The organism is Streptomyces odontomachi (genome assembly GCF_024435355.1).
Classification (GTDB): domain Bacteria; phylum Actinomycetota; class Actinomycetes; order Streptomycetales; family Streptomycetaceae; genus Streptomyces; species Streptomyces odontomachi.
The window spans coordinates 249664-273864 of the sequence record NZ_JAMJWG010000014.1; the positions used below are offsets into that span (position 1 = coordinate 249664).

Annotated in this window: 19 protein-coding genes and 5 tRNA genes; 14 read left to right on the plus strand and 10 right to left on the minus strand. The window is 72.7% G+C overall.

The window, feature by feature from the left end; all coding sequences use genetic code 11:
* Window positions 1-66 precede the first annotated feature (66 nt).
* On the minus strand, window positions 67-654 hold the full coding sequence (locus tag NQO67_RS27130; RefSeq protein ID WP_255952896.1) for a pyridoxamine 5'-phosphate oxidase family protein: 588 nt from the start codon (window positions 652-654) through the stop codon (window positions 67-69).
* Window positions 655-757: 103 nt separating this feature from the next.
* Here NQO67_RS27130 and NQO67_RS27135 point away from each other — a divergent pair, with 103 nt between their 5' ends.
* The 3 genes from NQO67_RS27135 (at window position 758) to argH (ending at window position 4188) form a co-directional block, all read left to right on the plus strand.
* Window positions 758-1204, plus strand: a complete 447-nt coding sequence (locus NQO67_RS27135) for a DUF488 domain-containing protein (RefSeq protein ID WP_305126302.1) — start codon at window positions 758-760, stop codon at window positions 1202-1204.
* A 196-nt stretch (window positions 1205-1400) separates the two neighbouring features.
* A complete protein-coding gene (locus NQO67_RS27140; protein WP_255952897.1) occupies window positions 1401-2594 on the plus strand; it encodes an argininosuccinate synthase in 1194 nt (397 codons plus the stop codon).
* A gap of 163 nt (window positions 2595-2757) precedes the next feature.
* Window positions 2758-4188 carry an argininosuccinate lyase gene (gene argH, locus NQO67_RS27145; RefSeq protein ID WP_255952898.1) on the plus strand — a complete coding sequence of 477 codons (1431 nt, stop codon included), beginning with the start codon at window positions 2758-2760 and terminating at the stop codon, window positions 4186-4188.
* 494 nt (window positions 4189-4682) lie between these two features.
* On the opposite strand, the gene NQO67_RS27150 is transcribed toward argH, so the two are convergent.
* Complete coding sequence (locus NQO67_RS27150) at window positions 4683-5354, minus strand: lysophospholipid acyltransferase family protein (RefSeq protein ID WP_255952899.1); 672 nt, start codon at window positions 5352-5354, stop codon at window positions 4683-4685.
* Between the two features lie 492 nt (window positions 5355-5846).
* On the opposite strand from NQO67_RS27150, the gene NQO67_RS27155 reads away from it, so the two are divergent.
* From NQO67_RS27155 to NQO67_RS27165, 3 genes are all read left to right on the plus strand, one after another.
* On the plus strand, window positions 5847-7046 hold the full coding sequence (locus NQO67_RS27155) for a glycerophosphodiester phosphodiesterase (RefSeq protein WP_374119151.1): 1200 nt from the start codon (window positions 5847-5849) through the stop codon (window positions 7044-7046).
* Between the two features lie 75 nt (window positions 7047-7121).
* A complete protein-coding gene (locus NQO67_RS27160) occupies window positions 7122-7712 on the plus strand; it encodes an RNA polymerase sigma factor (protein ID WP_255952900.1) in 591 nt (196 codons plus the stop codon).
* 40 nt (window positions 7713-7752) lie between these two features.
* Window positions 7753-8250 carry a GNAT family N-acetyltransferase gene (locus tag NQO67_RS27165; protein WP_255952951.1) on the plus strand — a complete coding sequence of 166 codons (498 nt, stop codon included), beginning with the start codon at window positions 7753-7755 and terminating at the stop codon, window positions 8248-8250.
* A gap of 156 nt (window positions 8251-8406) precedes the next feature.
* On the opposite strand, the gene NQO67_RS27170 is transcribed toward NQO67_RS27165, so the two are convergent.
* Both NQO67_RS27170 and NQO67_RS27175 read right to left on the minus strand, forming a co-directional pair.
* Window positions 8407-8850 (minus strand): hypothetical protein, encoded by a 444-nt coding sequence (locus NQO67_RS27170; protein ID WP_374119153.1) that lies wholly within the window; start codon window positions 8848-8850, stop codon window positions 8407-8409.
* A gap of 1 nt (window position 8851) precedes the next feature.
* Window positions 8852-9211 (minus strand): hypothetical protein, encoded by a 360-nt coding sequence (locus NQO67_RS27175; RefSeq protein WP_255952901.1) that lies wholly within the window; start codon window positions 9209-9211, stop codon window positions 8852-8854.
* Window positions 9212-9380: 169 nt separating this feature from the next.
* Here NQO67_RS27175 and NQO67_RS27180 point away from each other — a divergent pair, with 169 nt between their 5' ends.
* The 5 genes from NQO67_RS27180 to NQO67_RS27200 all read left to right on the plus strand — a co-directional run bounded on the left by NQO67_RS27180 (window position 9381) and on the right by NQO67_RS27200 (window position 19327).
* Entirely contained in the window at window positions 9381-10028 is a 648-nt protein-coding gene (locus NQO67_RS27180; RefSeq protein WP_255952902.1) for a GNAT family N-acetyltransferase, read from the plus strand.
* Between the two features lie 208 nt (window positions 10029-10236).
* The gene (gene cbiE / locus NQO67_RS27185) at window positions 10237-11556 is read left to right on the plus strand and encodes a precorrin-6y C5,15-methyltransferase (decarboxylating) subunit CbiE (RefSeq protein WP_255952903.1); all 1320 of its coding nucleotides are present in this window, start codon (window positions 10237-10239) and stop codon (window positions 11554-11556) included.
* A 457-nt stretch (window positions 11557-12013) separates the two neighbouring features.
* Complete coding sequence (gene cobT, locus NQO67_RS27190; RefSeq protein WP_255952904.1) at window positions 12014-16573, plus strand: nicotinate-nucleotide--dimethylbenzimidazole phosphoribosyltransferase; 4560 nt, start codon at window positions 12014-12016, stop codon at window positions 16571-16573.
* A gap of 497 nt (window positions 16574-17070) precedes the next feature.
* Complete coding sequence (gene cobA / locus NQO67_RS27195; RefSeq protein ID WP_255952905.1) at window positions 17071-18345, plus strand: uroporphyrinogen-III C-methyltransferase; 1275 nt, start codon at window positions 17071-17073, stop codon at window positions 18343-18345.
* Window positions 18346-18496: 151 nt separating this feature from the next.
* Window positions 18497-19327 carry a TrmH family RNA methyltransferase gene (locus NQO67_RS27200; RefSeq protein WP_255952906.1) on the plus strand — a complete coding sequence of 277 codons (831 nt, stop codon included), beginning with the start codon at window positions 18497-18499 and terminating at the stop codon, window positions 19325-19327.
* 82 nt (window positions 19328-19409) lie between these two features.
* On the opposite strand, the gene NQO67_RS27205 is transcribed toward NQO67_RS27200, so the two are convergent.
* On the minus strand, window positions 19410-20780 hold the full coding sequence (locus NQO67_RS27205; RefSeq protein WP_255952907.1) for a serine/threonine-protein kinase: 1371 nt from the start codon (window positions 20778-20780) through the stop codon (window positions 19410-19412).
* Between the two features lie 652 nt (window positions 20781-21432).
* Between NQO67_RS27205 and NQO67_RS27210 the strand changes: the two genes are divergently transcribed.
* The 3 genes from NQO67_RS27210 (at window position 21433) to NQO67_RS27220 (ending at window position 23373) form a co-directional block, all read left to right on the plus strand.
* The gene (locus NQO67_RS27210; RefSeq protein WP_255952953.1) at window positions 21433-21639 is read left to right on the plus strand and encodes a hypothetical protein; all 207 of its coding nucleotides are present in this window, start codon (window positions 21433-21435) and stop codon (window positions 21637-21639) included.
* A gap of 357 nt (window positions 21640-21996) precedes the next feature.
* Window positions 21997-23043, plus strand: coding sequence for a phosphotransferase (locus tag NQO67_RS27215; protein ID WP_255952908.1), 1047 nt, complete (start codon window positions 21997-21999; stop codon window positions 23041-23043).
* Window positions 23044-23112: 69 nt separating this feature from the next.
* The gene (locus NQO67_RS27220; RefSeq protein WP_255952909.1) at window positions 23113-23373 is read left to right on the plus strand and encodes a TFIIB-type zinc ribbon-containing protein; all 261 of its coding nucleotides are present in this window, start codon (window positions 23113-23115) and stop codon (window positions 23371-23373) included.
* 247 nt (window positions 23374-23620) lie between these two features.
* Here the strand turns inward: NQO67_RS27220 and NQO67_RS27225 are convergent.
* The 5 genes from NQO67_RS27225 to NQO67_RS27245 form a co-directional block, all read right to left on the minus strand.
* A tRNA-Val gene (locus NQO67_RS27225) sits at window positions 23621-23692 on the minus strand.
* Window positions 23693-23730: 38 nt separating this feature from the next.
* A tRNA-Val gene (locus NQO67_RS27230) sits at window positions 23731-23802 on the minus strand.
* Between the two features lie 31 nt (window positions 23803-23833).
* Window positions 23834-23905: transfer RNA gene (locus NQO67_RS27235), tRNA-Val, on the minus strand.
* Window position 23906: 1 nt separating this feature from the next.
* A tRNA-Cys gene (locus NQO67_RS27240) sits at window positions 23907-23980 on the minus strand.
* Window positions 23981-24018: 38 nt separating this feature from the next.
* Window positions 24019-24091: transfer RNA gene (locus NQO67_RS27245), tRNA-Gly, on the minus strand.
* Window positions 24092-24201: the final 110 nt, after the last annotated feature.

Sequence of the window (24201 nt, forward strand, 5' to 3'; positions counted from 1 at the left end):
CATGCAACCACGTCTCGGTATGTGGGCGGGTGCCCCGCATGTGGTCGCGCGCCCCGCGGGCCACCGTCACATCGGGCTCGGCGGTAGCGGCAGCGGCAGTCCGGGGAGACCGTCGATACTGGTCTCCACGTGGTCCTTCTTGTGGAAGTAGGCGTCCAGGGACGCGTCGTCCTCGCGTGCGAAACGCTTGGCGTGCAGATCACGTTCACGCTCGTAGGCCATGAAGGGCACCGCGTACCCGCAGGTGTCCCGGATCAGCCCGGCCGTCACCACGATGATCGCGCGCAGCCCGTGACTGGTGCTGTCCACGTCGGGGAAGCAGGCCAGCAGCTCCGGGAAGCGGGGATCGTCCCGGAACACCGGCTCGCCGCTGCCATGCACCCGCACGATGTTCGGCGGGCCCTGGAACGCACACCACATGAGGGTGATGCGGCCGTTCTCGCGCAGGTGGGCAATGGTCTCCGCGTTGCTGCCGGCGAAGTCCAGATACGCCAGCCGGTGCTCGTCGAGCACCGCGAGAGAGCCCTTGACCCCCTTGGGGGAGAGATTGACCGTGCCGTCCCCGGTCAGCGGGGCGGTGGCGGTGAAGAAGACCGGCTGCTCCTCGATGAACGAGCGAAGCCGCCCCTCGATGCGCTCATACGTCTTTCCCATGGCCCCGATTATTCGCGCCGTTCGTTCGGCTGTCTAAGGATATCGGTGGAGTATGTGGAGTGTCTCGACTGGCGGGACGTGTCGGCCGCGCGACCATGGACGCATGGCGAGCCGAGGAGAGCACAGCGCGACGCACAAGAGCGGCACCCAGCGACAGGCGGGCCAGGCGGGACGGGGCACCCACGGCCCCGCGCGCCAGGTCCACGCCCGCCGCATCTACGACTCCGCGGAGCCGGCCGACGGGGCGCGGGTGCTCGTCGACCGGCTGTGGCCGCGCGGCCTGGCCAAGGCCGAGGCGCCGCTCGACAACTGGCTGAAGCAGGTGGCTCCGTCCAACGACCTGCGCACGTGGTACCGGCACGATCCCGACCGGTACGACGAGTTCCGTGCGCGGTACCAGGCGGAGCTCGCCGAGCCGGAGCGCGCCGAGGCGCTCGACCAGCTGCGGGACATGGCGGCCGCGGGCCCGCTGACCCTGCTCACCGCCACGAAGGATGTTCCGCACAGCCATGTCCAGGTGCTCCTGGACGAGCTGACCGACGGCGGCTGAGCCCACCGACCGGCCCCCCGGGCGCCCACTCCGTACCCGCTCGTCGAGCATCCCTTCCCCCTCCCCGGAGGCCTCTCGCGCGCCCGGGGACCTGCCCGACACGCCACCGACCTGCATCTTCATACCCAGATTGACGAACCATGCAGAGCAGTGCATACTCATGCATGTCAGCGAATGCACTGTGAGGGAGACACCCGTGACCGAGCGCGTCGTACTCGCCTATTCGGGCGGCCTGGACACCTCCGTCGCCATCGGCTGGATCGCCGAGGAGACGGGCGCCGAGGTCATCGCCGTCGCCGTGGACGTCGGCCAGGGCGGCGAGGACCTGGACGTCATCCGCAAGCGCGCGCTCGCCTGCGGTGCCGTCGAAGCCGAGGTCGCCGACGCTAAGGACGAGTTCGCCGACCAGTACTGCGTTCCGGCGATCAAGGCCAACGCCCTGTACATGGACCGCTACCCGCTGGTCTCCGCGCTGTCCCGGCCCGCCATCGTCAAGCACCTCGTCGCGGCCGCCCAGAAGCACGGCGCCGGCACGGTCGCGCACGGCTGCACCGGCAAGGGCAACGACCAGGTCCGCTTCGAGGCCGGCATCGTCGCCCTCGCCCCCGACCTCAAGTGCATCGCCCCGGTCCGCGACTACGCGATGACCCGGGACAAGGCGATCGCCTTCTGCGAGGAGAAGGGCCTGCCGATCGCGACCTCCAAGAAGTCCCCGTACTCGATCGACCAGAACGTCTTCGGACGCGCCATCGAGACCGGCTTCCTGGAGGACATCTGGAACTCCCCGATCGAGGACATCTACGAGTACACCCAGGACCCGTCCGTCCCGCGGGAGCCCGACGAGGTCGTCATCTCCTTCAAGGAGGGCGTCCCGGTCGCGATCGACGGCAAGCCCGTCACCCCGCTCCAGGCCGTCCAGCTGCTGAACGAGCGGGCCGGCGCCCAGGGCATCGGCCGGATCGACATGGTCGAGGACCGTCTCGTCGGCATCAAGTCCCGTGAGGTCTACGAGGCGCCCGGCGCGATCGCCCTGATCACCGCCCACCAGGAGCTGGAGAACGTCACCGTCGAGCGCGAGCTGGCCCGCTACAAGCGGCAGGTCGAGCAGCGCTGGGGCGAGCTGGTCTACGACGGCCTGTGGTTCTCCCCGCTCAAGCGCGCCCTGGACGGCTTCATCAACGAGGCCAACCAGCACGTCACCGGCGACATCCGGATGACCATGCACGGCGGCCGCGCCGTCGTCACCGGCCGGCGCTCCGACGCCTCCCTCTACGACTTCAACCTGGCCACCTACGACACGGGTGACACCTTCGACCAGTCCAAGGCGCAGGGCTTCATCGAGATCTTCGGGCTCTCGCAGAAGATCGCCGCCCAGCGCGACCTGGCCTGAAGCCACCGACCCGGCCGAGGTCACCCATAGGCGCCCGGAAGCCCCGGACGTCATAGCCTGGCAACCGCCTCCCCGTCTCCTCTACGGGGAGGCGGTTCGTATCTCAACCCCTGCGCCGGGCCGGCCGGTCCTGCGGGGACTCCCGGATGCAAGGAGCAGTGCAGTGAGCAGCAGCAACGGTGACGTACGGCTCTGGGGCGGCCGGTTCGCCGACGGCCCCGCCGAGGCCCTGGCCCGGCTCTCGGCCTCCGTACACTTCGACTGGCGGCTCGCCCCGTACGACATCGCCGGCTCCCGCGCCCACGCCCGCGTCCTGCACAAGGCGGGGCTGCTGACCGAGGACGAGCTGGAGCGGATGCTCGCCGGACTCGACCGGCTCGCGGCCGACGTCGCCGACGGCTCCTTCACCGGCACCATCGCCGACGAGGACGTGCACACCGCCCTGGAGCGCGGCCTGCTGGAACGCCTCGGCACCGACCTCGGCGGCAAGCTGCGCGCCGGACGCTCCCGCAACGACCAGGTCGCCACCCTCTTCCGGATGTACCTGCGCGACCACGCCCGCATCATCGGCGGCCTGATCACCGATCTTCAGGAGGCGCTGGTCGGCCTCGCCGAGGCCCACCCGGACGTCGCCATGCCGGGCCGTACGCATCTCCAGCACGCCCAGCCGGTGCTCTTCGCGCACCACGTCCTGGCCCACGTTCAGGCCCTGTCCCGGGACGCGGAGCGGCTGCGGCAGTGGGACGAGCGCACCGCCGTCTCGCCGTACGGCTCGGGCGCCCTGGCCGGCTCCTCCCTGGGCCTGGACCCGGAGGCGGTCGCCGCCGACCTCGGCTTCGAGCGCGGCTCGGCCGCCAACTCCATCGACGGCACGGCCGCGCGGGACTTCGTCGCCGAGTTCGCCTTCGTCACGGCGATGATCGGGATCGACCTGTCCCGTATCGCCGAGGAGGTCATCATCTGGAACACGAAGGAGTTCTCCTTCGTCACCCTCCACGACGCGTTCTCGACCGGCTCGTCGATCATGCCGCAGAAGAAGAACCCGGACATCGCCGAGCTGGCCCGCGGCAAGTCCGGCCGGCTGATCGGCAACCTCACGGGCTTGCTGGCGACGTTGAAGGCCCTGCCGCTGGCCTACAACCGCGACCTCCAGGAGGACAAGGAGCCGGTCTTCGACTCCTGCGACCAGCTGGAGGTCCTGCTGCCCGCCTTCACCGGCATGATGGCCACCCTCACGGTGCACCGCGAGCGCATGGAGGAGCTGGCCCCGGCAGGCTTCTCCCTGGCCACGGACATCGCGGAGTGGCTCGTCAAGCAGGGTGTGCCGTTCCGGGTGGCGCACGAGGTGGCCGGCGAGTGCGTGAAGGCGGCGGAGGCCGAGGGCAAGGAACTCGACGAGCTGACCGACGACCAGTTCGCGAAGATCTCGGCCCACCTCACCCCCGAGGTCCGCACGGTCCTGAACGTCCCCGGCGCCCTCGCCTCCCGCGACGGCCGCGGCGGCACGGCACCCGCGGCGGTGACGGCACAACTGGCCGAGGTGAAGCACGACCTGACCCTCCAGCGCACCTGGGCCACGGCCCGCAACGCGTAGCACGCAGGGCGCGTGCGGCGCCAATTTTTGCGGGGTGCCCCCGTCCCACCCAGGGGCGCGGGGAACTGCGCGACCGGCCTTGACGAGACCGTTGGTTCGTCACTGTCCGGAGGGGGCTGTTTCTGTCGCTTGTGACCCGCCGGCGGGTGGCGGGTTGCTCGCGCAGTTCCCCGCGCCCCTTATGGGGCGTCTGCGGCGCCAATCGGGTTGCGTGTCCCCGTGGGGCGGCTGCGGCGCCACTTTGGGGCGGGGTGTCCTCGGCCCACCTAGGGGCGCGGGGAACTGCGCGACCGGCCCTGACGAGACCGTTGGTCCGTCACCGTCCCGAGGGGGCTGTTTCTGTCGCCGTGAGCCACCGGCCGATGGCGGGCTGGTCGCGCGATTCCCCGCACCCCTTGATAGGCCGCTTGCGGCCGCCTGCACACCCGCTCACCCCACACCTCAGGGGGCGTAGGCCGCCCCCTGAGCGGGCGGCACCCCCGACCGGCTCCCGTTCAGGCCGCCTTCGCCTTGGTCGCGTACATGTCCACGTACTCCTGCCCGGACAGCTCCATGACCTCCGCCATCACCGAGTCCGTCACGGCGCGCAGCACATAGCGGTCGCGGTCCATGCCGTCGTAGCGGGAGAACTCCATCGGCATGCCGAAGCGGACCGTCACCCGACCCGGGCGCGGCATGCCCGAGCCGCCCGGCTGGAGCTTGTCCGTGCCGATCATGGCGAACGGCACCACCGGCGCGCCGGTCATCAGCGTCAGCCGGGCGATGCCGGTGCGACCCCGGTAGAGGCGCCCGTCGGGGGAGCGGGTGCCCTCGGGGTAGATGCCGAAGATCCTGCCCTCTTCCAGTACCCGGCGACCGGTCATCAGCGCGGCCACGCCGCCGTTCGCGCCGTCCCGGTCCACCGGGATCATGCCGACGCCGGTGAAGAACCAGGCCATGAGCCGGCCCTTGATGCCCTTGCCGGTGACGTACTCGTCCTTGCCGATGAAGACGACCTGACGGCGGCAGACGATCGGCAGGATGATCGAGTCGATGAAGGTGAGGTGGTTCCCGGCCAGGATCACCGGACCGGAGGCGGGGATGTGCTCGGCGCCTTCCACCCGCGGGCGGAACATCAAGCGCAGGATCGGCTGGAGCACTGCCTTCAAGAAGGCGAAACGGGACAACGGACCCTCCGGGGTCAAGCGAATCGATGGCTGCGCCTCATGCACATCCGCGGAAGTCTCCGCAGGTGAGGACGATACTCGTCAGGCCGCGGCGATTGCACATCGGTCATACGCCGGATACGCAGCCGTGACGGAGAATCCGGGATTTCGGGAAATCCGCGGCACAGCCGTCATCTCCGGAGCACAGCGCGACCGCGGGTGGTCGCGCGACCCGGGACCGTGCGCGGGGCGGCGGGGCCCGTTCGGCGGTGTGACGTGGATCCTCCGGTTGGCCCTTGCGTGAGGTGCACGTGCCGGACGTCGACGAACGACCGGGGCGCTGGGCGTCCACCGCCGGGCGGGCCTGCGACCCGTCGCTCACCGGCCGACACCCACGTGTTCCGCCACAGGTCCCCCACCCGTCACCCGGGTACCCCTACGATCGCAGCGCTTTGACATGTGCGGAGCACGAACGAAGCGGTACGGGCAGGGCAGTGCACGGGAGGAGTGCCCATGGCGATGCAGAGGTCGAACGAGGGACGGCCGGGGCCGGCCCAGGGAACGGGCACGTCCGAGCGGCCGGGACGGCGGGCCGTTCTCGGCGCCGCGGTGCTCGGTGCGGGCGGGGTCGTCACCGCAGCGCCCGGTGCCGCGTGCGCCGCCGACAGGCCCGCGGCAGCGGACCGGGGCGGGTTCGGAAGCCTTCCGGTGCCCACGGTCATCGGCCACCGCGGCACCGCGGGCTACCGCCCCGAGCACACCCTCGGCTCCTACCGGCTGGCGCTCGAGCTCGGGGCGCACATCATCGAGCAGGACGTCGTGCCCACCAAGGACGGCCACCTCGTATGCCGTCACGAGAACGACATCTCCGTCACCACCGACGTCGCCGACCACCCCGAGTTCGCGGGGCGCCGCACGACCAAGACGGTGGACGGCAAAGCGATCACCGGATGGTTCACCGAGGACTTCACGCTCGCCGAGCTGAAGACCCTGCGCGCCCAGGAACGCATCCCGCAGAACCGCCCGCACAACACCCTCTACAACGGCCGCTGGGAGGTGCCCGCCTACGAAGAGGTCCTCCAATGGGCCGACCGGGAGGGTAAGAAGCGTGGCCGGCCCGTCTGGCTGTACGTGGAGACCAAGCACCCCAGCTACTTCCGCACGCTCGGCTACGACCTGGAGGAGCTGCTGGTGCCGTCGCTGCGCCGGCACGACCGTGACCACGCCGACGCGCCGCAGATCCTCCAGTCCTTCGAGCCCAGCAGCATCCACAAGCTGAGCCGGCTCGTGGACACGCCCGGCATCGTGCTGCTGGACGCCGCGGGCACCCGCCCCTGGGACTTCGTCGAGGCCGGAGACCCGCGCACCGTCGACGACCTGGTGAAGCCCGAGGGCCTGGCGTGGATCGCCTCGTTCGCCCGGGGCATCGGGCCCACGCTGAACCTGATCATCCCCAGGGACGCCGCCGGTCGGCTCACCACCCCGACCACCCTGGTCCGTGACGCGCATGCCGCCGGCCTGATCCTGCACCCGTACACGATGCGCAACGAGAACACCTTCCTGCCCGCCGACTTTCGCAAGGGCACCGACCCCAACGCCTACGGCGACGCGTTCGGCGCCTTCCGCAGCTACTTCGCAACAGGGATCGACGGTGTCTTCACGGACAACGCCGATACTGCCCTGCTGGCCCGCGAGGACTTCGTCAACGGCTGACCCCTTCGGACCCCCTGACGGGTGAGAATGGCGGCCCCGGGCAACCGGCACCGGGGCCGCCGCGTCACGCCCGGCATGAACACGATCACACCGGGCGCCCCGGAACACCGCACGGGCGCATGCCAGGCCGAGCGCACCGCCGGTGCCACCGCCACGGCCGGCGAGCTGATCGCCGCACTGCGCCCGCTGCTCGCCGCCGAGGCCGCCGCTGAGGCCCGGGCGGCGGGCGCCGAGCCGGCGGACCTGGAGCAGGCCGTGTGGTTACGGCTGTTGGAACGCCTGCACGCGGCCGACCCGCCGCACGATCCGGCCGGCTGGCTGCGCCGTGCGGTACGGGCCGAGGCACGCCGCTGCCGCCGCACCGCACGCCGCGAGGGCCGCTACGCCCCCGAGCCCGCCGATGACGCCTGGCGCGGCCCCGAACCCCAGGTCCTTGCCACGCTGCACGGCCGTAGCCTGCGTGCCGCGGTACGCAGACTGCCCGGCCGCTGCCCCCGACTCGTCACGGCACTTCTGTCGCCCCATGACCCCACGTACCGAGAAATCGCAGGAGAGTTGGGTATCTCACAGGGGAGTCTGGGGCCAGCGCGTTCCCGATGCCTGGGATGTCTGCGCAGAATGCTCACCGCGGAGGTTGCAGTTCCAGGTCCGCGGGGAAAGCACTGATGGACAACCGGCGGAGCAGGTGAGCGAGAGGCATGCACACATGGGCATGAGCGTGACCATCTCTGCGGCGAACGAGCAGGACGCCGAGCAGATCCTCAAGTTGCAGTATCTGTGCTACCAGAGCGAGGCCGAGCTGTACGGCGATTACACCATCGAGCCGCTCACCCAGTCGCTGGACGCGCTCAAGGCCGAGCTCGCCGGCGGCTGCGTACTGGTGGCGCGGCTCGGTTCCGAGGTGGTGGCCTCGGTACGCGGCAGCGTCGACGACGACGGTGTGGCGAACATCGGCAAACTCATCGTGCACCCGCGGATGCGGCGGCACGGCCTCGGCGGCCGCCTGCTGGGTGCAGTCGAGGAGCGGCTGCGTGCGCAGGGCGACGTCCGGCGCTTCGAGCTCTTCACCGGCCACCGGAGCGAGCACAACCTGCGGCTGTATCGCAGGAACGGCTACGAGCCGGTCGCCACCCGGCGCGTCGACGACGCGTTGACCCTGATCACCCTGGCCAAGGACGCCCAGGCACCGGCTGCCGTGGCCTGACAGGCCCCGCACGCCCCGGCCGGCAGGCGGGGACACGGATGAACGGATCACTCGTTCAACGGACCACTCGTTCATCCGTGTCCCCGCCGCCGGACCACTCGCCGCCGGGCCTCCCGGACCCACGGGTCCCCCGGACTGGCCCCGACCGGCGAACCGCTAGTCCTGGGACGTCTCCGTGCCGCCGCGCGCCCGGCGCAGCCAGTACAGCGCGGTCACCGGCAGGATCACGGGGATGAGGAGATAGTCCCTGCCGTAGTACGACCAGACCGTGGAGTCCGGGAACGCGGACGGCTCCACCAGCGTCCAGGTCCCGACGATCAGCACCCCGGCCAGCTCGGCGGCACAGCACACCTGAGCCACCCGGCGCGCCGACTCACCGCCGCGCACCAGCGAGTACGTGATGAAGCCGTACACCACGCCCGCGACGGCCGAGAGCGAGTAGGCGAGCGGGGCGCGGTCGAACTCGGTGCTGATCTGCACGACGGAGCGCGACACCGCACCGACCACCATCACCCCGTACAACCACAGCAGCAGCATGCCCGGGCCGCCGGTCAGCCGGGTCCGGCGGGCACCTTGCCGCTTCGAATCGGTCACCGCCACCTCAGCCTCCCCAGATGTCGTTCAGCCGTAGCTCCAGCACGGCCAGCACCACGCCCCCGGCCGCGACGGTCGCCGAACCCCACCGGGTGCGTTCCGCCAGCGACATCAGGCCCGCCGCGGGAACGCAGGCGAAGGCGGCCAGCAGATAGGCCACGAAGATCACGTTGCCCTGCTCCGGGTGCCGGCCACGGGCCAGCTGCACCACACCGACGACCAGCTGCACCGTGGCCAGCAGGGCGACTACGGCCATGCCGATGAAGTGCCAGTCCTTGGTCGGCTGGTCACGGTAGGTGGCGAAGCCGCACCAGAGGGCCAGCGCCAGTGCGGCCACTCCGGTCACGACCGTCAGAGGGTCAAACATGCCGCGACCTTATTACGCTGTCGGGGGTCCCCCGTCCCCGACCCCGGCCGGCCAGCGACAGGGGGGCGACGGGCCCGGGACGCCGACCCCCTGGTGCGGTTCCGGGCCGTCATGCTGCATGCTGGGGCATTCGGCGGGCCTGTAGGTCCTGAGGGTTACGGAGCGGCGCATGACACCAGCCATCCCGGGGTTCCCCGACATCTCCATCAGCACGGATCGGCTGACGCTGCGCTCGCTTGACGAAACGGACATCCAGGCACTGACCGAGATGATGAACGACGAGCTGATCGCCGCCTGGACCCCGGTCCCCACGCCGTACACCGAGAAACACGCCCGCGCCTGGATCGGCCGTGACGCACCCGCCCGGCGCACCGCCGGCCGTGGCCTGGTGCTGGCCGTGACCGAATTCCTCACCCAGCGCCTGGTCGGCATTCTCTACCTGCACCACACCGACTGGCGGGTGCGCTCCGGAGAGCTCTCCTACGCCATCGCCCCCTGGGCGCGCGGCGAGGGCTACGCCTCCGAAGCGGTCCTCGCACTGGCACAGTGGCTCTTCCACGATCAGAAGTTCGAACGCCTGGAGATGCGCACCGCCGCGGACAACACCGCGGCCCAGCAGGTCGCCCAGAAGATCGGCTGTATCAGCGAGGGCGTGCTGCGCGGAGCCTGGATAGCCCGCAGCAGAACCGAGGACGGCGGCTGGGCGGACATGCGTACCGACCTCATCGTCTGGAGCCTGCTGCCCGAGGACCTGGAAGGCGTCTCCGAACACCTCGCCGACCACGGCGGCTTCACCGTCTACTCCGACTGGAACTGACGCCGGCCACGGCTCCGGCCAGCTCCGGTCGCCTCCGCCCCGGCTCCCGGCAAGGGGTGGCCGGTGACGCGTCCTGCGCCGCCCACCAGGTACGCTCACAGTGCCCGGCCTCGAGACGAAAGCCCGGGGCCACCCAGCGCACCGTCCCGCACGGACCACCCAGCGCATCCCTGAACGATCTGCGAGAACCCTCAGGAGACTGACGAGAATGGCCGACCGGGTCACGGTGATCGGCTGGGACGGCTCGCCGCTGACCGATGCGGCACGCTCGGCACTGTCAGCCGCCACCCTGGTGGCCGGTGCCGCCCACCACCTGGCGCTTCCGGAGGTTCCCGGGGCAGCCGAACGCATCCGGCTCGGCAGCGTCGCACTCGCCGCCCGTCGTGTCGCCGCACACCGCGGCACCGCCGTCGTCTTCGCCGACGGCGACCCCGGCTTCTTCGGTGTGGTACGCACCCTGCGGGCTCCCGAGTTCGGCCTCGAGGTGGAGGTCGTGCCCGCCGTGTCCTCCGTCGCCGCCGCCTTCGCACGGGCCGGCATGCCCTGGGACGACGCGCAGATCGTCGTCGCCCACCCGCGCACCCTGCGCCGCGCGGTGAACGTCTGCCGGGCCCATGCCAAGGTCGCCGTGCTCACCTCGCCGGGCGCCGGCCCCGCCGAACTCGGCCTGATGCTCGACGGTGTCCACCGCACCTTCGTGATCTGCGAGGAACTGGGCACCGAACGCGAACGCGTCACCGTCGTCACCTCCGACAAGGCCGCCGACCACACCTGGCGCGACCCGAACGTCGTCATCGCCATCGGCGGGCCCGCCGTGGGCGACGAGACGGCGCGCTGGGGACCCGCGCAGACGGCCGGCCCGGGGGCCTCGGCCGAGGGCGGCCCAGGGGCAGCCGCCGCGCCGTCACGGCAGCAGGCAAGAGCGGGGGAGAGCGGCTGGATCGCGGGGCGCGAACCGTCCGGCGTACGCGGCTGGGCGCTGCCCGACGCCGTTTACGGCGGCCCTGCCCACGAAGGCGACAGTGCGTCGCTGCGGGCCGCCCAACTCGCCCGGCTCGGTCCCCGGGTGGGTGACCTGCTGTGGGACATCGGCTCCGGCTCCGGCGCCCTGAGCTGCGAGGCCGGGCGGCTCGGCGCGGCCGTCATCGCCGTCGACCAGGATGCCGACGCCTGCGCGCACACCACCGCGACGGCCCGCCGGTTCGGCGTCCAACTCCATGTGGTGCACGGCGCCGCCCCGCAGGTCCTGGAGCGGCTCCCCGAGCCGGACATCGTACGGGTCGGGGGCGGGGGTGCCGCGGTGGTCAGCGCGGTCGCGGATCGCCGCCCGGAACGCATCGTCACCCACGCGGCGACCCGCGACGAGGCCGAACTCATCGGCCGGAACCTCATGGAGCACGGCTACGAGGTCGAGTGCGCCCTGCTCCAGTCCGTCGCGCTCGACACCCGGTCCTGGACCGAGTCCGAACGCCACGTCGCCTTCCTGATCTGCGGAATCCAAGTGGAACGGCGCGAGTCCCGGCGCTGACAAGGCCGCTGACGAACCGTCCGTGCGCCCCGCCGGACGAGTGACCCAGGACGGCGAAAACCCGCCCGCCCCGTGATCCCCTGGCCGGCCCGCGCGAGGTAGGCTGGCCGACCGTTGTACTGCATTCGGGTGTTCTGCGATGCGTCGCTCAATGTCCGGAAAACCAAACCGCTTTGGGAACGCATGTGGTACGGCGCAGCGCGGGCCGCGCAACGGGGCGCGACCCGACGCCGGAGTCGGGCATGCGCAAGGAGGCGTGTCCGACGGCGCAGTCCATGGCGGGGGCGCGGCCGGGTCACCGTCCGGCCTGGCGTCGCTCCGGGGTTCGTGCCGCGTGGCGGGCACGCTCGTTCTTGATGGCGAGCGGTCGGAGCGCCACCGCGGGCACACCACCCCGGTCGCGGCGCAGGCCCGCCGAGAGCTGAGAGAGCACTGATCCAATGGGCGAGGGGTACGCATGACCGACACCGGCCGGATCCCGGCCGAGGGGCTGCCGGAGGACGTGGGCAGCGGGGTTGCTTCCGGACCCGCCCAGGGCCCAGAAGCGCACGCGGGCGCGCATGCGCCGGGCGCACACCCCCACCACGTGGAAACCTCCGCGCCCCTTCGCACCGCCGACGATGTCCTCCTCCTGCCGGATGCCCAGAACGCCTGGCACGACGGCCAGGCGCCGGCCGCGCCGGCCGGAGAGCGGGCGCACCCGGAGCATCCGGAGCACTCGGGAATGCCCGTGCACGGCACCGCGGCCCAGGGCCTCCCGGAGGGCCAGAACGGTCAGAACGTCCCTGCCCTCCCGGACGCCCAGAGCGATCCAGGCCTCCAGGACGCCCAGAACATCCAGGGCATTCAGAACATCCAGAACATTCAGAACCTTTCGGACTCTCAAGGTCTCGTGGCTCCCCAGGGTCCCCAGGGCGCCCAGCTGCTGCCGGAGACCCCCGGCGAGCCGATGGCGCAGGACGCGCAGGCGGGGCACGACGAGGCGGTGGCACCGACGACGGCCGGCGCGCAGCCGGAAGGCGAGACGCCCGGCACAGCCGGTGCGCCGGACGAACCTGGCGCGCACGAGGCCGGCGGCCGTGACTCGGGCTCCGTCGACGTGAGTGAGGTCCGCACCCAGGCCAGGCAGCAGACACCCGTACGGCGTCCCCTGCACCTCGGTCCGCCCGTGCCCGATCCCTCCGCCAGCCTGGTCCGCCCGCTCTCCGACCGCGGCCCGGCCAGCACGTCCGCCCCGCGACCCCAGCGGCGCCCCGTACGGCTCCGGCAGGCCACCGCGCCCGACGCTCCGGAGACGCCGGCTGCCGGCGTCCCGGCGACCGCAGAGACGCCCACCGCGGTTGCTGCGGGCTTCACCGAGGCGCACGCCACCGCCGAGCCGCCGGCTTCGGGTCAGCCCCTCGACGGGGGTGAGTCCCTCGACGGGGGACAGCCTTCGACCGTGGTCGAGCCAGTCGAGGCCATGGGGGCGCACGGCGTCGACGCCATGCCCGCACCGGCGCCGCTCGACGACCCGACCCTGGCCGGGCCCCAGCTCGGCGCCCTCCCGCCGTACGAGGGCGAGCCCTGGTCCGCATCCGGCCAGCCGGACGGCGGCTACCAGCCGGCGGGCTACGACGGCTCGGCCGCGGCTGCGCAGGCAGCGCCGGCCGAGGCCGGATCCCTGGGTTCCTACCCGACGGACGGGACGCAGGTGCCCTCGGGCATTGCGGACGGGCATCCGTTCCACGGGACGCAGGAGGCCCTCCACGACGGCGGACTCGCGTATGACTCCGGTTCCGGCGGCCCGGGCGCCGAGTTCCCGGGGGGCGCCGGATACGCCGGCGACGGCGGAGCCGTGGCGCACGGGGACGGGGCCTACCCGGCCGGCGTCGACGCCGGCCACTTCCAGACGGACCCTGCGGTCCCGCAGCCGATGGACACGGGGCTCGGCGCCGAGGCACTCGGCGGACCGCAGAGCGTCACGTATCCGGCCGACCCGGCCTATCCCCAGGACCCGGGCGCACCGGAGTACGCACACGGGGACCCGGGCGCAGCGGAGTTCGCGCATGCGCCGGCAGACGGTGCCATGACCGGCGCGGAGGCGTACGCAGCAGCCGACGGCGCACCCCTTGCCTACCCCGCGGATCCGGCCATGCCGGCCCAGGCCCAGGCGATGGCATTGGCGGGGCAGCAGTCGGCGGACGTCATGGTGGTGTCGCCCGTGGTGCCGATCCTCCCCGGTGCCACCGGGCCGGCCACGCCGGAGTCCGACCATCCGTATCCGGGCGACTTCGCGGACGCGTCGAGCGGCCTGTCGCACGGACTTCCGGACGAATCCGCCGGGTTGGCGGCGTCGCACAGCGCCGACGCACAGCAGCCGATGGGGCACTTCGTACCGGTGGAGGGCTCGGTGCCGACCACGCCCCACCTTGCCCCCACGCCCCCGCACGCGCTCCGGATCCCCCAGCCGCTTCCGGACGTTGCACACCTCGCAGGACACGGCGAGCCGGGTTCGGACCCCGCCGCGCAGATGAACGGCGTTGGCTCCGGCGTCCCGAGCGGTGTCGACATGAGCAACGGGGACGGAGCCGAGGGCCGGGAAAGCGGCGCGATCACGCCGGATGAGGCCGCCTCCGCGCCCGCCGCCGAGCCGACCCCCGATGTGATGATCTCGCTCGACGGAGTGGCGGGGCCCGGCACCGCTCCCGCGGGCGACGGCGCCCCCGGTCCCGCTGGCGACGCGTTCGGCGGATCCGTCGGCGGCCCGATGGAGCCGGAGGCCGCGGTCGACGTTCCGGCCCCCGGTACCGGAGCCGACGCCGCCGGCACGGAGATCGGACCGGAGGAGGGCCTGGACCCGGCGGACGCGCTCCCGAACGACGCTTTCCAGGAGCCCGGCGCGGGGAACGCCTGGGTCGGCCACGGCGACGGCGGCCCCACCGTGCCCGCACCACGCGACGGGCGGCGCCACGAGCCGACACGGCAGCACGGCGGGCCCGCTGAGGCGATGCCGGCCGAGGCGGTCCACGAAGACGTACCGCTCGCACCGCAGGCCACGGGCATCGATGCGCCCGCTGAGTCCCCGCAGGGCCCGTTGGCCCAGGACACCGCCGCCGTACCCGGAGAGCTTCCGGACGCCCTAGCAGCGCCCGAAGCCGGTACGACCGCCGAGCCCGGCAGGGCGCAGGACGCGAACGACCTCGTCGCGGTGGACGGCGCGGACCCGGCCCCGGTAGCCGAGGCCGGTGGCGCGGTCGGCTTCGAAGCCGCCGCGGACGTCGACAGCGTCACCGGATCCGAAGCAGCGCCCGCACCCGGGTATGCCGAGGCCGAGCGGGAGGCCGTGCTCCGCGTGATGCGCGAGCGCCGCGACATCCGCAACGGCTTCCGCAGCGATCCCATCCCGCCCGACGTGCTGCTGCGCGTGCTGGAGGCGGCCCACGCCGCGCCCAGCGTCGGCCACTCCCAGCCCTGGGACTTCGTGGTGATCCGCAGCGCGGAGACCCGGCACACCATGCATGAGCTGGCCATGCGCCAGCGCGACGCATACGCCAAGTCGCTGCCCAAGGGCCGCGCCAAGAAGTTCAAGGCGCTCAAGGTCGAGGCCATCCTCGAAACGCCCGTGAACATCGTGGTCACCGCCGACCCGACCCGCGGCGGCCGGCACACCCTGGGACGTCACACGCAGCCCCAGATGGCGCCGTACTCCGCCGCGCTGGCCGTCGAGAACCTGTGGTTGGCCGCGCGCGCCGAGGGCCTGGGCGTCGGCTGGGTCAGCTTCTTCGACGAGCGGGAGATGGTCCGCACGCTGGGCCTGCCCGAGCACCTCGACGTGGTCGCCTACCTGTGCGTGGGCTACGTCGACGAGTTCCCGGACGAGCCCGAGCTGATGCAGGCCGGCTGGTCCCAGCGCCGCCCGCTGGCGTGGGCGGTGCACGAGGAGTCGTACGGCCGTCGCGCCCTGCCCGGCGCCGAGCCGCACGATCTGCTCGCCGAGACCATCGCCGGCATCCGCCCGCTGGACGCCAAGGCGCTCGGCGAGGCCTGGGAACGCCAGAAGCGGATGACGAAGCCGTCCGGGGCGCTGGGCATCCTGGAGATCATCTCGGCCCAGCTCTCCGGCCTGTCGCGGATGTGCCCCCCGCCGATCCCGGAGCCGGCCGCGGTCGCGATCTTCGCGGGCGACCACGGGGTGCACGCCCAGGGCGTCACGCCCTGGCCCCAGGAGGTCACCGGCCAGATGGTGGCCAACTTCCTGGGCGGGGGAGCGGTGTGCAACGCGTTCGCGAGCCAGGTGGGCGCCGAGGTCTGCGTCATCGACGTGGGCGTCGCCTCCGACCTGCCGGCGACGCCCGGGCTGCTGCCGCGCAAGGTGCGCGCGGGCACGGCGGACATGACGGCCGGTCCCGCCCTCACCCGCGAGGAGGTGAAGGCCGCCATCGAGGTGGGCATCGAGACCGCCCGCGATCTTGTGGCGGCGGGCAACAAGGCCCTGCTCACCGGTGAGATGGGCATCGCCAACACCACCGTCTCGGCCGCCCTGATCGCCGTCTTCACCGGTGCCGACCCGGCAGAGGTGACCGGCCGCGGCACCGGCGTCAACGACGAGACGCTCAGCCTCAAGACTGACGTGGTGCGCCGGGCGCTCGAACTGCACCAGCCGGACCCCACCGACCCGATAGGGGTGCTTGCGGCCGTCGGCGGCCTCGAGCACGCGGCGATGGCCGGCCTGCTGCTCGGCGGTGCCTCGCTGCGGACTCCGGTCGTCCTGGACGGTGTCAGCGCGGGCGCCTCGGCTCTCGTGGCCCGGGCCATCGCGCCCGAGGTGCTGGCCGCCTGCATCGCGGGCCACCGCAGCGCCGAACCCGGTCACCAGGTCGCGCTCACGAAGCTCGGCCTGCGCCCGCTGATCGACCTCGACCTCCGGCTCGGCGAGGGCACCGGCGCCCTCCTGGCCCTCCCCCTCATCCAGAGCACCGCCCGCGCCATGCACGAGGTGGCCACCTTCGACTCGGCAGGAGTGACGGAGAAATGACCCGGTGGGCGCCCCAGCGGCGGCCACCCCGGCCCCGGCGTGCCCGCCCCGCGGCGGGCCAGGGCCGGCCCCCCACCGGTCCTGACGGCATCGGAGGCCGAGGGAGCCCTCCGGTCGGAGGCCGAGGGAGCCCTCCGGACCTGCGGCCAGGCAGAGACCGGCACCCCTGTCCCTGACAGCGGTACGGGGCCTGCGGGAGGGAACGCCTGCCCGTCAGGACGGTTCCCCCCGGGGCTGCTGGCCCGCGCGCGACAGAAAAACAGCCCCTAGGGCCGGTGACGACCCGAGGGGCTCTGTCGTGGCCGGACGAGCCAAGGCGGGGCGGCCCACGTCCACACGTCCAGACGCCCGGGTGGGCGCGCATCCCCTGCCGCCGGCCCGCGAACCCGAGGACATGGGGCCCTGCGCCCCCGGGACATCGGGGCCATGGGGCCCCGCCCGCCCCGAGCCGTATCGTTGACCTGCCGAAAACCATTCCGGAGGAGTCCCGTACCGATATGCCCCACCATCCTGCCTATCCCGTAGGACTCCGCCTCTCCGGCCGCCGCACCGTCGTCCTGGGCGGCGGTCAGGTGGCCCAGCGCCGCCTTCCGGCCCTGATCGCCGCCGGTGCCGACGTCCTGCTGGTCTCGCCGTCCGCCACCACGTCCGTCGAGGCGATGGCCGAGCGCGGTGAACTGCGCTGGGAACGGCGCCGGTACGCCGACGGCGACCTCGCGGACGCCTGGTACGCCCTGATCGCCACCAGCGACCCCGAAGCCAACGCGGCCGCGTCCGCGGAGGGCGAGCGGGAGCGGGTGTGGTGCGTGCGCGCCGACGACGCCGAGGCGGCGAGCGCGCTGACCCCGGCCACCGGGCGCGGCGCCGGTGTCTCCGTGGCCGTGCTCAGCGCCGACCTGCACGATCGTGACCCGCGCCGTACGGCCGCCGTCCGCGACGCGATCATCGAGGGCCTGCGCAACGGAACCGTGGTGGCCCGCACCCCGCGCACCTCCGCTGACGCCCCCGGGCCCGCCCGAGCGGCACGAGCGCCGAGAGTCGCCCTGGTCGGCGGTGGCCCCGGGGACCCCGAGCTGATCACCGTGCGCGGCCGGCGACTGCTCGCCGAGGCCGACGTCGTCATCGCCGACCGGCTCGGCCCGCGCGACCTGCTCGACGAACTGCCCCCGCACGTCGAAGTGATCGACGCGGCGAAGATCCCGTACGGCAGGTTCATGCCGCAGGAGGCCATCAACAACGCGCTCGTCGAGCACGCCAAGGCGGGTCGGGCCGTCGTCCGGCTCAAGGGCGGCGATCCGTTCGTCTTCGGCCGCGGCATGGAGGAGGTCCAGGCGCTGGCCGACGCGGGCATCGCGTGCACGGTCGTGCCCGGCATCTCCAGCACCATCTCCGTGCCCGGCGCCGCGGGTATCCCCGTGACGCACCGCGGGGTGGCACATGACTTCACGGTGGTGAGCGGTCATGTCGCGCCCGACGACGCACGTTCACTCGTCGACTGGAAGGCGCTCGCCGCACTGCGCGGCACCCTGGTCGTGCTGATGGGCGTCGACAAGATCGGCAGCATCGCACGGACGCTGGTCGCCCACGGCCGGGCTGCAAACACCCCGGTCGCCGTCATCCAGGAAGGCACCACCGCGACCCAGCGCAGGGTCGACGCGACCCTGGACACCGTCGCAGAGGCCGTACGCGCCGAGGAGGTCAGGCCGCCAGCGGTGATCGTCATCGGCGCCGTGGTGCAGGTCGGCGCCGACAGCGGCCCACTCACGACCTGAGGCCCACGCTCCCCGGCGCCGCGGGGCGACGAAGCCCACGAGGCGCACGCCGCAGCCCGGAACACGCGGCGCACACCACGACACACGGCAACGCCCACGCGTACGGCAGCACGGGCAACGCCCACGAACACACAGAAGGCGGTACCACCCGGTGGCCGGTCTCCTCACCGTCGACGACCCCGACGATCCCCGCCTGGGGGACTACACCGGGCTGACCGACGTGGAGCTGCGCCGCACCCGCGAGCCCGCCGAAGGCCTCTTCATCGCCGAGGGCGAGAAGGTCATCCGGCGTGCCCTGCGGGCCGGCTACGCGATGCGCTCCATGCTGCTGTCGGCCAAGTGGTTCGACGTGATGCGCGACGTCATCGACGCGACCACGGCACCGGTGTACGCGGTCACACCCGAGCTGGCCGAGCGGGTCACCGGCTACCACGTGCACCGCGGCGCCCTGGCGGCCATGCAGCGCAAGCCGCTGCCGGAGGCCCGTGACCTGCTGGGCACGGCGCGCCGGGTCGCGGTCATGGAAGCGGTCAACGACCACACGAACATCGGCGCGATCTTCCGGTCGGCGGCCGCGCTGGGCATGGATGCGGTGTTGCTGTCACCGGACTGCGCCGATCCGCTCTACCGGCGTTCCGTGAAGGTCTCCATGGGCGCGGTGTTCTCCGTTCCGTACGCCCGCCTGGACCGTTGGCCGCATGACCTTCGGACCCTCGGCGAGGCCGGCTTCGACCTGCTGGCGCTCACCCCGCACGAGCAGGCGATCACCCTCGACGAGGCGGCGCCACAGCGACGGGCCCGGGTCGCCCTGATGCTCGGCGCCGAGGGCCAGGGCCTGTCCAAGCGGGCGCTCGCCGCCGCCGACACCTGGGTCCGCATCCCCATGGCGCATGGCGTCGACTCCCTGAACGTCGGTGCCGCGGCGGCGGTCGCCTTCTACGCGGTGGCGGGCACCGGGCGCCCGCAGGACGAGCGGGACTGAGCACCCGGGCTGCCCGGCGCCCGCGCCCCGCACCCGTCACGCCGCACTCGCGCACCGCATCCAGCCGCCGCAGCGAGAACGATCACCTGCCGGCCGTTCCGTGTCCCGGAGGCTGGTCGGTGAGCTGCCGTACCTGCTCCGTCACCCGCCAGGGCACGCCTCCGAGGCCGCGGCTCGGTCCCTGGCAGCCCTGCGCTGCGGCGATGCCGAGTGCCACCAGCAGGGTCACCACCACGAACACGAACAGCCGCTGGCGCAGCAACCGCGGGTTGGCCGGGCGGCGCCCCGACCCGGTCGGCCGGGCGGGTGCGGGCCGGGCGGCGCCGTTACGCGCGGCGGGACGGCCGCTCGGCCGTGGGGTGTCACGGCCCGGCTGGGGGCGCGCCGCGGGGCGCGCGGAGCTCGGACGCCCGGCGGCGGGGCGGCCGGCGGCGGGGCGGCCGGTGGTGGGGCGGCCGGCGGCGGGGCGGCCGGTGGTGGGGCGCGGGTGGCCGCCACGCGGCGGGGTGCCCTGTGCCGGCGGGCGCTGGCGGCGCTGGGTGCGTTGCTCGGCGTACTCCTCGGCGAGCCGTCCGGTGGGGCGGTCGGCCGCCCCGCGCGGCTGCGGCCGGATGGCGGGGAAACCCTGCGTCTCCCGGGCGGCGATCTCCTTGAGCCGCAGCGAGAGTTGCAGCGTGCTCGGCCGCGCCTCGGGGTCCTTGGCGAGGCATGCGCTGATCAACGGGGCCAGCGCGTCCGGTACGCCGTGCAACTGTGGCTCCTCGTGCACGACCCGGTAGAGCATCACCTCCGAACTGCCCTGCCCGAACGGCGAGTCGGCGGTGGCGGCGTAGGCGAGCGTGGCGCCCAGCGCGAAGACGTCCGTGGCGGGCGTGACGGCGGCGCCGCGTACCTGTTCGGGGGCGAGGAAGCCGGGCGAGCCGACCGCGGTGCCGACGTGGGTGAGCGTGCTGGCGCCGGTCGCCCAGGCGATGCCGAAGTCGATGATCCGTGGCCCCTTCGGGGACAGCAGGATGTTCGACGGCTTCAGGTCCCGGTGCACGACGCCGGCCTCGTGCACCGCGACGAGGCCCTCCGAGAGTGCCGCGCCCACCGCGGCCACGTCGGCGGCCGCCAACGGGCCGTCTTCGGCGACCTTGTCGTGCAACGAGGGCCCGGGCACGTACTGCGTCGCGAACCACGGCCGGTCGGCGTCCAGGTCAGCGGCCACCAGGCGGGCCGTGCAGCCGCCGCGGATGCGCCGGGCCGCCGACACCTCGCGGGCGAAGCGTGATCGGAACTCCTGGTCCTCGGCCAGGTCCGGCCGGATCACCTTCAGTGCGACCCGCTGCCCACGGCGGTCGGAGCCCAGATAGACCACGCCCATCCCGCCCGCGCCCAGCCGCCGATGGAGCCTGAACGAGCCGACGACTCGCGGGTCCTCGCGCCGGAGCCGCATCATCGCCATCTTCATCCCCGCTGCCGGTCCGTCTGACGTGCCACAGCTTACGATTCCACCACCGGGTGCGCGCAGAGGCCGCGCCCTCCCCACAACACCGATTGCCACCGCCCACGCGCCATTCCCAATTGTGCGCCCTCCGACGCGCCCCTCACGCCCCTGCTCCAACCGGCGTGAACGGAACACACGTTGGAGGCTCGCCGCTGGCGCGTGCAGGTGTACGACACCCCCGTGCGCGGGCGTGCGGGGTCCTGGCGTGGACGGCGTCGGGCCGTTCCGGGGCGTGTTCGACGCCATCCACGGTGATCGACATCACCTCTGGACCAGCTACCGGACCACGCCCGGCGACCGTCAGCGGGCCCGCGACGTCCTGCCCTGGCCCTCGGTGACATCCCTTCAGGGAAGACCCGGAGACGGAGGTCTTGGTCTCCACCCAGGGGAGTACGCGAATCGTGTTCGATCCTCCTCCGGGAGGCCAGGCAAGCGGTACGAGGGCATGACGTCCCGGGGCCGCCGCAGACCTAGATTTAACGCCAAGCGGCGGGTGCAGTACTCGTCCCCCGAGGTCAGCATCCGCCGCCACGACAACCAGCCGTCCGCGCCGCAGGGCACGGGCTGCCGAACGACCGAGGAAGATCCGTACAAGAACACGGCCAGGAGAGCGACCATGGCGGACACGGCGGCGCGGACCATGATCCGCGCGCGGGGGCGCGGTGCCACATCCGCGTCCGGCGCCGGCCCGTCCGGCAGGCGTCACCCGCTGGTGGCGACGGTCATGGTGCTTCCCCTGGCGGCCCTGCTCGTGGTCGCCTTCGGCGGCTGGGACGCAGTGGTCCTACAGGCGTCGTCCGTGGGCGAGATGCTGGGGCGTTGATCGGCGCTCCAGGCCCGGGAGAGCGGTCCGGGCGGGGACATCCGGCCTTGAACCCCGTGGGGACGGGGGTGCGGCGGACGGCACAACTGCCCGCGCAGCTGGGGAGCTGCGCGGGCAGCCTTGTCCACGGACGCGATCGGGCCGTTCGGGGGTGCTTTGCCGAGGATCCGACGGTGGCGGGTGTCCAATGCCGCCCCGGGGATCCCATGACGCCGGGAAGCCGGCCCTGTCAGCGGGCCAGCCAGGGACGTACGCCGTGGTGACCGCCGGCTCCGCCGACGGCTCGCACGTCGGGGCCGCTCGCCGCCACGTACGCTCACCGCGCGTGGCTTCGTCGCACGACCGACAGGGGGACTGGTGACCACCGATCCATTGCCTGCGCTGAGGGCGCAGGCCCGCGTCGCCGCGCACCCCCTCGCTTCCGCTGACGCACCTTGCGCATGCCCGGAAGCCGGCACGGTGCTCGCCGACCGCGGTGACGCGGTCGTCGTCCGCCACGGCGACGTGGTGGCCAAGGCGCATACCGTCGGCACGGACCGTGCGCAGCTCGCCCTAAGGGTCGCGGTTGCCGCCCACCCGGTGCTGGCGGGCATCCTGTTGGCGCCGTTGGTGTCGCCGAGCCGGGACGCCTCCGCCGCGCTCGACCGGCCGGTCACGCTCTGGCCGTACGGTGTGCCGCTGGATCCCGGCGCAGCACCCGAGGAGGCGCCTTGGGAGGCCGCCGGAACGCTCCTCGCCCTCCTGCACCGGGTGGACACGGCCGTGCTGCCGGGTCCTCTCCCGCCGATGCGCGGCCCGATCAAGGCCGCCCGGGCGATCGCCCGGCTACGGGCCGCTGGCGAGCACCCTGGTGCGGTCCCGGTGCTGCGGGCCTGGGCGGCGCTGCCCGGCTGGGCGCGTGCGGAGGCCGCCATGCCACCGGGGGGCATGCTCTGCCACGGTGATCTCCATCTGGGCCAGCTGGTGCGCTGTGCCGACAGCGGGGCGTCGTGGCGGCTCATCGACGTGGACGACCTGGGGATCGGCGTGCCGGCTTGGGATCTGGCCAGGCCCGCCGCATTGTTCGCGTGTGGTGAGCTGGGGCCCGAGGAGTGGGGCCGGTTCCTGGCGGCCTACCGCGCGGCGGGCGGCCCCGCGGTCCCGGCGGAGGGCGACTGCTGGGCGGCGCTCGACGTGCCGGCCCGCGCGCTGTGCGTGCAGGTGGCGGCCCTGTCGATCGCCAAGGCGGTGGCCGCACGACGGTCCCTGGACGAGGCGGAACAGGCCCTCGTCGATGCTTGCGACCGCATGGCGGACGTCCCCGTCGCGGGGGACGAGCCGGCTGCGGGCCGGGCGCCGGAGATGCCCGTGCCGGCGCGTTCGGCGGCGCTTCCTGGGGAAGGAGGGCGGGGCTCCGCCAAGTAGGGTTCAATCGACCAAAGCCGGGCGGCGGTCCGGTGAAACCAAGCCATATCGCGAGGAGTTGAGCCGGGCATGCACTGTCCCAAGTGCCACGCACCGATGAACACGTACAACCGCAACGGCGTCCAGATCGAGCAGTGCAGTGGATGCCGCGGCATCTTCCTGGACTACGGCGAGCTGGAGGCCCTGACCCGCCTGGAGTCGCAGTGGGCCCCGGCCCCGCCGCCCCAGGCCTATCCGGCGGCACCGGCGCCGGCGTGGGGGCACCACGGCCACCATGGCCATCACGGTCACCACAACAGGGGCCTGGGCCGCCTGCTCTTCTCGTCCTGAGCATCCGCACGCACACGGGCCCCGGCAGGAACTGGCTGCCGGGGCCCGTGCGCGTTCCAGTGCAACGGACGATCGCTGCCATGTCCATGCCTGTTCCATGCCCGACTTCCGCACGGTGATCGGTGTGGCCGCCGCCGGGGAAGGGGGTGCGGGTGGCGAAGCCCCCGCCACGCGAGGCAAAGCCGAGCAAAAACGACGAGGGCGGGTGTGTCCGCGCTTTCCGCGGACACACCCGCCCTCGCCCTCGTGGACGATACTGGGATTGAACCAGTGGCCTCTTCCGTGTCAGGGAAGCGCTCTCCCGCTGAGCTAATCGTCCAGGCAAACCGCGGTCACATGGAAGCCGCCCCGGTCGTGTGCGCGATACTGGGATTGAACCAGTGACCTCTTCCGTGTCAGGGAAGCGCTCTCCCGCTGAGCTAATCGCGCGCAGGGAACCCCTGAGGATCAGTGGCTCCAGTGGACGATACTGGGATTGAACCAGTGGCCTCTTCCGTGTCAGGGAAGCGCTCTCCCGCTGAGCTAATCGTCCTTGGAGGTGGAGACGGGATTTGAACCCGTGTAGACGGCTTTGCAGGCCGTTGCCTCGCCTCTCGGCCACTCCACCAGGGATGTCACAGTCCCGCAGGACCGCTTCACCCTCCGAGCGGACGACGAGGCTCGAACTCGCGACCTCAACCTTGGCAAGGTTGCGCTCTACCAACTGAGCTACGTCCGCATGCCGTTTCGGTCCGCTTGCGCGTCCCGGCGACGTGGTGAACTCTAGCGGATTCCCCGGCCAGCACAAAAACACGTTTACGCAGCGTGCTGCGTTGCGCCCGGCCCGCG